This window comes from Mycobacterium sp. 852002-50816_SCH5313054-b, assembly GCF_001667185.1.
Classification (GTDB): Bacteria; Actinomycetota; Actinomycetes; order Mycobacteriales; family Mycobacteriaceae; genus Mycobacterium.
Genome location: NZ_LZIC01000136.1, coordinates 1 through 9482 on the forward strand (window position 1 = coordinate 1; position 9482 = coordinate 9482).

General features: G+C 70.9%; 9 protein-coding genes and 1 pseudogene. 3 read left to right on the top strand and 7 right to left on the bottom strand.

Annotated features, from left to right (window positions below; translation table 11 throughout):
• The 5 genes from A5787_RS24585 to A5787_RS24605 all read right to left on the bottom strand — a co-directional run.
• Window positions 1-1578 (bottom strand): PE family protein (locus A5787_RS24585; protein ID WP_066971952.1); only part of this gene is annotated, 1578 nt, incomplete at its 3' end.
• A 127-nt stretch (window positions 1579-1705) separates the two neighbouring features.
• Entirely contained in the window at window positions 1706-3070 is a 1365-nt protein-coding gene (locus A5787_RS24590) for a hypothetical protein (protein WP_066971955.1), read from the bottom strand.
• Window positions 3067-3423: a hypothetical protein gene (locus A5787_RS24595; protein WP_066971957.1), complete on the bottom strand. Its 357-nt coding sequence runs from the start codon at window positions 3421-3423 to the stop codon at window positions 3067-3069. Before A5787_RS24595 ends, A5787_RS24590 begins: the two co-directional genes overlap by 4 nt.
• A gap of 4 nt (window positions 3424-3427) precedes the next feature.
• On the bottom strand, window positions 3428-5266 hold the full coding sequence (locus tag A5787_RS24600) for a hypothetical protein (RefSeq protein WP_066971958.1): 1839 nt from the start codon (window positions 5264-5266) through the stop codon (window positions 3428-3430).
• An 80-nt stretch (window positions 5267-5346) separates the two neighbouring features.
• A complete protein-coding gene (locus A5787_RS24605) occupies window positions 5347-5541 on the bottom strand; it encodes a hypothetical protein (protein ID WP_066971960.1) in 195 nt (64 codons plus the stop codon).
• A 131-nt stretch (window positions 5542-5672) separates the two neighbouring features.
• Here A5787_RS24605 and bioB point away from each other — a divergent pair, with 131 nt between their 5' ends.
• From bioB to A5787_RS24620, 3 genes are read left to right on the top strand one after another with little or no spacing between them, the layout of a single operon-like run.
• Complete coding sequence (gene bioB, locus A5787_RS24610; RefSeq protein ID WP_066971971.1) at window positions 5673-6713, top strand: biotin synthase BioB; 1041 nt, start codon at window positions 5673-5675, stop codon at window positions 6711-6713.
• Between the two features lie 14 nt (window positions 6714-6727).
• On the top strand, window positions 6728-6955 hold the full coding sequence (locus tag A5787_RS24615; protein WP_066971976.1) for a hypothetical protein: 228 nt from the start codon (window positions 6728-6730) through the stop codon (window positions 6953-6955).
• A complete protein-coding gene (locus tag A5787_RS24620) occupies window positions 6952-7611 on the top strand; it encodes a DUF2567 domain-containing protein (RefSeq protein WP_066971962.1) in 660 nt (219 codons plus the stop codon). The genes A5787_RS24615 and A5787_RS24620 overlap by 4 nt, the downstream gene beginning before the upstream one ends.
• Here the strand turns inward: A5787_RS24620 and A5787_RS24625 are convergent.
• A complete protein-coding gene (locus A5787_RS24625; protein ID WP_066971968.1) occupies window positions 7606-8946 on the bottom strand; it encodes a lipase family protein in 1341 nt (446 codons plus the stop codon). The two genes, A5787_RS24620 and A5787_RS24625, sit on opposite strands and share 6 nt — an antisense overlap.
• 155 nt (window positions 8947-9101) lie before the next feature.
• Window positions 9102-9482: pseudogene (locus A5787_RS24630) on the bottom strand (NUDIX hydrolase); the annotation flags it as partial.

The following is a 9482-nucleotide window of genomic DNA, read 5'->3' on the forward strand; positions in this document are numbered from 1 at the left end:
GGCGGCCCCGCCGTTACCCGCCGCGCCGCCGGATCCGTAGCCACCCGCATTGCCGAATAGTCCACCCGCGCCACCCGCGCCGCCATTGCCGCCGCTGCCGCCGTCGCCGCCGTCGCCGCCGACACCTCCGGTGCCGCCGGTGCCGCCGTTGCCGTTGGTCACGTTCGAGGTGCCCCCGTCGCCGCCGTTTCCGCCGGCGCCACCCAAAGCGCCGGCGCCGCCGCCGCCCGCGCCGCCTCCGATGCCGCCGTGACCGCCGTCGCCGACGAGTAGCCCGCCATGGCCGCCGGCGCCGCCGGCGCCGCCATGGCCGCCGGCGCCACCGCCCGCGCCGACACCGCCGGTGCCACCGTTGCCTCCGCTACCGGCGGCGTTGATGGCTAGGCCGGGGGCTGACGCGAAGCCGCCGGTTCCTCCGTTGCCGCCGGCGGCACCGATTCCGCCGGTTCCGCCATCACCGCCGATGCCGCCAAGAACCTCCTTTGCGGAGCCGAAGGGGACGGCGCCGGCGCCTCCCCCGCCACCGCCGTCGCCGCCCGGCGCACCGGCGCCGCCGGTCCCGCCGGTGCCACCGGCGCCTCCCATTGCCTGGCCGCCGCTGGAGGTGGCCTGGCCCCCGTCGCCCCCGGTGCCGCCGGGTGCGCCGAGGCCGCCGGTTCCGCCCGCACCACCGGTGCCGCCCTGGGTAACGGCCGTGGCACCACCGCCGCTGCTGCCGCCGTTGCCGCCGTTGCCGCCGGTCTCGCCGGAGACGGCACCCGGAACGCCGGTCTGCCCGTCGGTCCCAGGAGTTTGGGCGTTCGGGCTGCCGTCGGCGCCGTTGCCCGCCTGGCCGGCCGGGGGAGCGGGCTGAGGATTGCCGGTGGTGCCGGTCGCGCCTTGGCCGCCGGCGCCGCCGGCGCCGCCCTCGCCGAACAGCCCGGCGTCGCCGCCGGCGCCGCCGTGGCCGCCGTTGCCCCCGGCGATCGTGGCGGCCCCGCCTGCACCGCCGGCCCCGCCATTGCCGTACACCAACCCGGCGTTGCCGCCCGCACCGCCGGGCGCGCCGCTTCCACCGGCGCCGCCCAAGCCGCCATTGCCGAGAAACGCGGCGGACCCGCCGTTGCCGCCGGGCTGGCCGGCCCCGCCGGGCGCTCCGTTACCGCCGTTGCCGAATAAGAGCCCGCCCGCGCCGCCGGCCTGGCCCGGCGCCGTCCCGTTGGCGCCGTTGCCGATCAGCGGGCGCCCCAGCAGTGCCTGCGTGGGCGCGTTCACGGCGTTCAACGCCTGCTGCTCCACGGTCTGCAGGGGCGACGCGTTGGCGGCCTCGGCACCGGAATACATGCTCCCCGCGGTGGTCAAGCTGTGGACAAACTGGTCGTGAAAGGCCTCCAGCTGGGCGCCGACGGCCTGAAACTCCCGCCCGTGCGCGCCGAACACCGCGGTGATGGCCGTCGACACCTCATCGGTGGCCGCGGCCAGCATGCCAGTCGTCGGGGCCGCGGCCGCCGCATTGGCCGCGCTGATCGTCGAGCCGATGCCCGTCAAGTCCCTTGCGGCCGCCAGCATCACGTCCGGCGTTGCGATCACGAACGACATCGCCTACTCCCAACAGGTTTTGGAAAAGGCGGCGAAGGGTGCCGTTCTCTTCGAGGTGAGCACATGGTACGCCGATTCAGCTGCTCATTGGGTGTTTGACCTAGGCCGCCGGACCTGATTGAGCCGGTTAACCGCCGAACAGCAGATACAGGCCGGTGAAGGTGTAGCCCACCATCACCAGCATCATGGTGAGCTGCCCGGTGAGCTGATGGCCCGCCGGCAGCAAGCGCAGCGCCTTGTCGTGGGCGGCGACCACCGCCACGATGTGCCCGGTGACCACGCACGCCACCTTGATCCCGGCGAGCACCGGGGGATGGGTGGACAGCACGTAGGCGACGTGAAAGTGCGCCAACCCCAACGGGTTCCAGCCGCGGCCGAACGGATCGGCCAGCGCCGCGACCGCCTGCTGCCCGCGCTCGACGAGGTAGCTCAGATAGTGCGCGAAGATGTAGCCCACCACGATCGGGATCAGCGAATGCGCCATCCGGCCCGGCAGGGCGCGGCGCTGCTCGCGGTCGACGCCGCCGGTGGCACGCGCGGCAAGCGAAAAGGTCACCGCCACAACGGAAATGAACACGATCAGCCCGAACGTCCGCAGCATTGACGACGCCAGCGTCGGCGACAGGCCGAAGCCGCGCGAAATCCGGTCCGCGAACTCCCGCCACGTGGGCGACGAGGAGAAGCTGTCGAAGGCCGTCGACCCGAGCAGCATCGCCAGCAGCACGACCACGCCGGGGCGCACGGGCAGCGACGGCAGGTGGTCGAGCGGGTTGCCCACGACGATTCGACCGCTGTCCGGGTCGCGGCGAAACGGACACAGGCGCGACACCGCCATGCTGTACACGCCGAACGGGTCGGCCCGGGCCAGCCAGCGCTGCCCGCACAGCCACGCGCCGCCGAGCATCAGGACTGCGTAGCTCAGCAGCCACGCCTTGACCAGCGGCAGTGACGCTGAGTTCGGGCTGGCCAGTTCCATCCACACGAACGCGAACAGTCCCACGGCGGCGGGCCGATATCCCCAGCCCTCGGGATAGGACCGCCGCGGCCGGCCCAGGCGCTCCGGCGTGACGCGCCGCAGCAGCACATACACCGTGCGCACCGGGGAGATCACCCGCCAGACCGGCCCGAACGCCAGCGACAGCGCCACCAGCCCGACCCACAGCAGCACGTAGAACGCCCCGAGCAGCGCGTTGGACTCCGATTGCGGTCCGCACACCCCGGCCAGCACCACCCACACCGCGAACAGCAACGCCAGCCCGGCGGCCGCCCCGCGGGTCGCGCGGGCATCGACGAAGGCCGTCAGCGCGGCCGGCAACGGGTGGCCGGGCTTGTCCGGGTCAAACCGCGGGCGCCGCCAGGCGAACGCGACCAGCGCGAAGGTGAACGTCAGCGCCCATGCCGCCCCGACCATCGCGTACAGGTACGGCACCGGGAGGTCGCCGGACCCGCCCAGACCGTGCGCGAGCAGCACCGTCGCGCCACGGTCGCTCACGGTTGCACTTGGATGGTCGCGATCGTCCGGTCCAGGTGATGCAGCTCGACCTCGACGTTGCCAGGCACGTCGACGCTGAACTGGAACGTTTGGTTGGGCGCGGCCGCGACCTGGAACTTGTGGTCGGGGGTGGAGTGCACGTGCAACTCATCGGTGGTGTCGCTGCTGACGCGGATGGTGATCTGCTGGTGCACCTTGGCGAGCAGGGTGGCGTTGGTCGGGTTGACCTGCCCCTTGGCGATCGTCACGTCGACGACCGGGGCGGCGCCGGGGGGCTGGTTTTGTGAACCGCCGCAGGCGACCAGCGCCCACACCAGCGCGGCCACCCAGACGGGGCAGCTCCGAACCGTCATCGCGTCAGGCCGCTCTGGGGGCGCCCGGCAGGGGCTGCTTCTCCTCGACCGGCTCGGGTGACTCCTGGGCGTTGTTGAGCCGACCCGCGCCCCACGTCAACGCGCTGATCACCATCAGGCTCAGGATCAGCACCACGATCCCGCCGGCGGTGAACAACCAGGTCGGCGCGCCCTGGTCACGTTCGCGCTGCAGGATCGTGACCTCCAGGACGAACGGCCTGGTGGTCGACGCCAGCGCGGGGACCTCGGGCGCCGGGATGGCGTCGTCAGCCGGCTCCCAGATGGGCACGGCCGTCATCGTGCGGCCGTCCTGGACCCGCAGCAGCGTCTTCCATTCCCCCCACACCGGGACCGGCTGGGTGGACCGGTAGTGCCCGGGTCCCACCTTGGCGAGCCGGTCGATCGTCAGGCCGCGGTGGTTTTCCATCCGCCCCTGCCAGGACAGGATGGTCAGCCACTCCGGGTGGTCGCTGACGAACGGCGGCGTCAGCTGGACATCGGCCGACACCATGCGCTGCCCGGGCGGGCTGGGCAGGTCCGTCAAGTTGACGGTGGCGGTGTTCTGCCGCGGCACCAGGATGTGCAACCCGTTGGCCACCGCGCCACCGATCACCAGTACGGTCAGCGCCACGGCGACGATGCCGACCCGTCGGCCCGGGAGGCGCTGGCCGGTGAGCACCATGCCGAACAGCGCCCCGCAGACCCCGGTCAGCAGCGCGACGGGCACCGACATCGCCAGCGCCTCGCCCCACATCCGCATCGGCCAGGGGTAGTGGTACACCGCCCCGATCCACAGCGACTCCAGCCAGAGCCCGACGGTCCCGACGGCGAGGCCGGACACGGCGCCAAAGGCGATGGGGCGCTTGAACAGTGGGGTCAACGCCACCACCTCGACGACCAGCGCGGGGCCCAGGTACAGCGGGAACCAGTTGGTCGGGGCGCCCAGCACGGGTCCGACCAGCACCGCGACCGCGCCGCGCAGCGCGATGGCGAACAGGGCCGCGATCACCGCGCCGCCGCGTCCCATCGTTATGCGGGCGGCCACCGCCGCCAGCGCGGCCGCCGCGGCGATCAGCATCGGCTGTAGCACCAGCCGGAATTGCGGGACGCCGAAGTCGAATTCGATCTGATAGACGGACAGGCCGATGAACATCCCGCCGAAGGACAGGTAGCGCAGGAATTTGATGAACGGGCCGTGGTAAACCTGCTCGCCCTCGCGGACCTCGCCCTCACGTTCCAGCATCAGCACCGCGAACAGGGAAAAGCAAGCGCCACCGATCATCATCAAATGTGTTGGGCCCCAGAGGGTTACGTCTTGGCCGAAGATGCGGTGCCAGATGTCGTCGAGCGGAAACCCGATCATCGCGTACAGCCCGCAGGAGGCCATCAGCACGCCGCCGACCGGCGCATACCAGTTACTCGTGATGCGCACCGCCGCCGGTCCGGGCTTGTCGAACGGCAGCACGATCGACAGCATGCCCGCCACGAAGATCCCGAACAGGCCGATGATGATGAAGTAGTGCGCCGGGTTGGCCAACGGGCCGGGGTCGCGGCCGTTGCCGATGTGCCAGCTGACGTCCCAGATGAACCCGAACAGCGCGCAGATGATCGAGGTGGTGAACACCAGCACCGGTAGGGCCACCCAGTTGGGACGGTGGAACTTCTCGCCCATCTTGTCCGCGAACCTGGTCAGCCACTCGATGCGATGGGTGCGATGGGCATGCCCGACCCAGAGCATGACCGCGGCGATCACCACCGCGGCGATCGACAGGCCGATCACCTGGTTCAGCCCCGCACCGCGCGCCGGTGCCTCGGCAACAACAGTCAGATCCGCCGATCTCATCGTCAAACCCTCCCAACACGCCCGACCTCGCGAGGTGTGATCCAACTCGCAGGAACCGGAATGCCCCGATCCACCGCCCGTCAATCACCCTTTTGATCGGCCTCGTCGCCGCGCGGGGCCGGCTGCTGGGCTTTGCCGCCGTTGCGCCGGTCTTTCAGCGCGACGTACAGGATCACCGCGACGACGAGGACCGCCGGCAAGAACGCCGGGATGGCCAGCAGCAGCATGTGGTGGGCCAGGTATTCGACGTGCGGAGCGGTCTCCCAAACGGTCATGGTGCAGGCATACCCCGGCGGCCCCCATCTTCTGCGGCCGTTACCCTACTTTGAACACCGAATTTATTCAGGCTGCCGGCGATGGCACGTGCGACTGGGCGCGCACGGAAAAGGATGCAGGGGAGTACCTGGTGACTCAAGCGGCAACTCGGCCCACGACCGACGCCGGCGACGCGAACGACGACATTCTCGCGGTGGCCCGCCGGCAGGTGCTGGAAGGCGGCGAGGGACTCGGCCGGGACCAGGTGCTACAGGTGCTGCAGCTGCCCGACGAGCGGCTCGATGACCTGCTGGCGCTGGCCCACGAGGTGCGGATGCGCTGGTGCGGGCCCGAGGTCGAGGTCGAGGGCATCATCAGCCTGAAAACCGGCGGATGCCCGGAGGACTGCCATTTCTGCTCGCAGTCGGGGCTGTTCTCGTCGCCGGTGCGCAGCGCGCGGCTGGACATCCCCAGCCTGGTCGAGGCGGCCAAACAGACCGCGAAGTCCGGCGCCACCGAGTTCTGCATCGTCGCCGCGGTGCGCGGGCCCGACGAGCGGCTGATGGCGCAGGTCGCGGCCGGCATCGAGGCCATCCGCAACGAGGTGGAGATCAACATCGCCTGCTCGCTGGGGATGCTGACGGCCGAGCAGGTGGAGCAGCTCGCGGCGATGGGGGTGCACCGCTACAACCACAACCTCGAAACCGCCCGGTCGTTCTTCACCAACGTCGTGACCACCCACACGTGGGAGGAGCGCTGGCAGACGCTGTCGATGGTGCGCGACGCCGGCATGGAGGTGTGTTGCGGCGGCATCCTCGGCATGGGCGAGACCCTGGAGCAACGCGCGGAGTTCGCCGCCGACCTGGCCGAACTCGGGCCCGACGAGGTACCGCTGAACTTCCTCAACCCGCGGCCGGGCACCCCGTTCGGCGATCTCGAGGTCATGCCCGTCGCCGAGGCGCTGAAGTCGGTGGCCGCGTTCCGGCTGGCCCTGCCGCGCACCATGCTGCGCTTCGCCGGGGGCCGCGAGATCACCCTGGGCGACCTCGGCGCCAAGCAGGGCATCCTGGGTGGCATCAACGCGGTGATCGTCGGGAACTACCTGACCACGCTTGGTCGCCCGGCCGAGGCCGACCTGGAGCTGCTCGACGACCTGCAGATGCCGATCAAAGCGCTCAACGCCACTCTGTAAGAGACTTGGAGACTGTGGTTCGCGATCTGGGCGCTCCGGTCGGTGCCGGCGTCTACAACGTCTACACCGGGGAATTGGGCGGCACCGCCGTGCCGACGGCCGCCCAATTGGGCCTCGAGCCGCCGCGGTTCTGCGCGGACTGCGGACGACGGATGATCGTCCAGGTCCGGCCCGACGGCTGGCGCGCCCAGTGCTCGCGGCACGGGCAGGTCGACTCAGCGGACCTGGAGGCCCGGCGGTGACCGAGCAGGCCGGCCCCGAGACGTTCGAGCGCACGGGCGTTCCCCGCGCGGTGCGCAGGCGGGCGATCGGTGTCGCGACGCTGGGAGTGACGGCGACCGGCGTGGTGATCGGCGCGCTGTGGGCGTGGATCGCCCCGCCGATCCACGCGGTGGTCGCGATCACCCGCGCGGGCGAGCGGGTGCACGACTATCTGGGCACCGAATCCCAGCACTTCTTCAACGCGCCCTGCCTGATGCTGGGCCTGTTGACCGTGCTCGCGGTGGTGGGCACGGCGCTGGTGTGGCAGTGGCGCAAACACCGCGGGCCCGCGATGGTGCTGGCGCTGTCGCTGGGCATGGTGGCCGCCGCGGCGGTCGCCGCGGCGACGGGCGTCTTGCTGGTCCGGTTGCGCTACGGCGCCGTGAACTTCGACGCGGTGCCCCTGTTCGGAAGCCCGGCGGTGGCCTACCTCATCCAGGCGCCGCCGGTGTTCTTCGCACAGAAGCCGCTGCAGGTCGCGCTGACCCTGATGTGGCCCGCCGGCATCGCGGCGCTGGTGTACGCGCTGATGGCGGCCGCCGACGCGCGCGACGACCTGGGCGGACTGCCCGTGGTTGCCCGGCCGGCTACCGCGCTGCCGATGGAGCCGGAGGCCCCGGAAGCCGCCATTTCATAGCGGACGGTGCGGGACCTTGCGCCCCGTGATGACCTTGGCCGCGATCTTGACCAGCCGCGCCATGCCGACGTAGGTCATCGGGTTGAACATCGTCGGCCACGTGGTCCTGATCAGGTGCTCGGTCAGCGGCCGGCCGTCGAACCGGTCGGTGAGCCAGCGCAGGGTCATCGGGGCGGACAGCGGATGCAGGCACAGGTGCTCGTTGAACGCGTCGCGGTGGTAGGTGACCCGGGCGCCGCCGGCCGAGTAGGCGTCGGCGAGCGCGTCGATGTCGTGCACGTCGATCAGGTAGTCGTGCACCGCCTGCACGATCAACACCGGCGGCGTCGGCACCGCCGCGCCCAGCTTGATGCTCTCGAACACGTGCATGATCTCGGGCGTCGACAGGATGTCTTCCAGCGGCTCGTCGAGGTAGTCGCCCATGTTCTTGCCGGCCATCCGCAGCACCGCTTCAATGGTCGTCATCGTCTCCAGCGAGTCCAGCAGCGCGCGGCCCTCCTCGTTGGTGTGCTCGTTGATGACGCGCTCGAGGTCGGGGTAGATGTGGGCGAGCGCGGCCACCACCAGCGCGGGCAGGCCGGCGAGGAAGCCCCCGTTCAGCCTGCGGAACGTGTGGCCGAGATCGCCGACCGGCGATCCGAGCACCGCCCCGACGATGTTCAGGTCCGGCGCGTAGTCGGCGCACACCTCGGCGGCCCAGGCGCTGGCCAGGCCGCCGCCGGAGTATCCCCACAGCCCGATGGGGGCCGACGGCGACAATGCGAGCCGCTCGAAGCCCAGCGCGGCGCGGATCCCGTCCAGGACGCGGTAGCCGGGCTCATAGGGCGCGCCCCACGAACCGTGGATGCCTTCGTGGTCGGGGATCGAGACGGCCCAGCCCTCGGCGACGGCGGCGTTGATCAGCAGAAACTCCAGCTGGCTCAACGATCCGAGCGCCTTCGCCCTGCGCCGCAGCGCATAGGACGGGAAGCAGCGCGAGGCCATCGCGTCGATGGCGCATTGATAGGACAGCAGCGGGCACGTCTGCCCCGGAGCCAGCTTCGCCGGGACGATCACGGTGGTCACGGTCGCCTCGGGCTGGCCGTTCATGTCCATCGTCCGGTAGAGCAACTGCACGGCCGTGACGGGCTGCGGGATCAGGCCCAGGAACGCCAGCTCGACCTCGCGCGAGCGCAGCACCGTTCCGGGTTCGGCGTGCTGGAAGCCGGGCGGGGGCTGGTAGAACGGGTCGTCCGAGGGCAGCAGGGGCCGCACCTTGCGCCGCAGTTCCTCGTGCGGCGGCTTTGCGATCCACTGCGCGCCGTGCGTCCCTGCCAGATTGCCGAGCTCAACCATCCGTCGATCCCTTCTTGGCCACTCGGCATTCTCGCGCATGAACGGGTGGTGGCCAAAACGTAATCGCCGCCTTGTGAGCCGGTTCTCGTCGGTCTCTGCAGCTCAGCGGCGAAGGTGTTGCCGCCCAATCTACCGGCGTGTCGAGGCAAAGCCGTTCAAAGCTGGCCGGGCGGCCGGAACGCGGCGAATTCGTCGGTGACCCGCAGCCGGGAATCGGTGAAGTGGTAGAGCGCTGCCGGGCGTCCGCCGCTGCGCCCGGACTGCGCGATGGTGCCGGTCTGGCTGATGACGCCGCGCCGGGCCAGCACGCGCTGCAGGTTCGTCGCGTCGACCTGGTAACCCAGCGCGGCGCCGTAGATGTCGCGCAGCGTCGAAAGCGCGAATTCCCTTGGCGCCAGGGCAAATCCGATGTTGGTGTAGGACATCTTCGCGACCAGCCTGGTCCGGGCGTGCTCCACCATGGTGCCGTGGTCGAACGCCATCGGCGGCAGGGAATTCACCGGGTGCCAGCGGGTGTCCGGGGGCAGCTCGGGGAC

Coding starts and splice junctions, on each gene's coding strand:
- A5787_RS24595 (WP_066971957.1), bottom strand. CDS start 3,423: ATGACGGTTCGGAGCTGCCCCGTCTGGGTGGCCGCGCTGGTGTGGGCG.
- A5787_RS24600 (WP_066971958.1), bottom strand. CDS start 5,266: ATGAGATCGGCGGATCTGACTGTTGTTGCCGAGGCACCGGCGCGCGGT.
- A5787_RS24605 (WP_066971960.1), bottom strand. CDS start 5,541: ATGACCGTTTGGGAGACCGCTCCGCACGTCGAATACCTGGCCCACCAC.
- A5787_RS24625 (WP_066971968.1), bottom strand. CDS start 8,946: ATGGTTGAGCTCGGCAATCTGGCAGGGACGCACGGCGCGCAGTGGATC.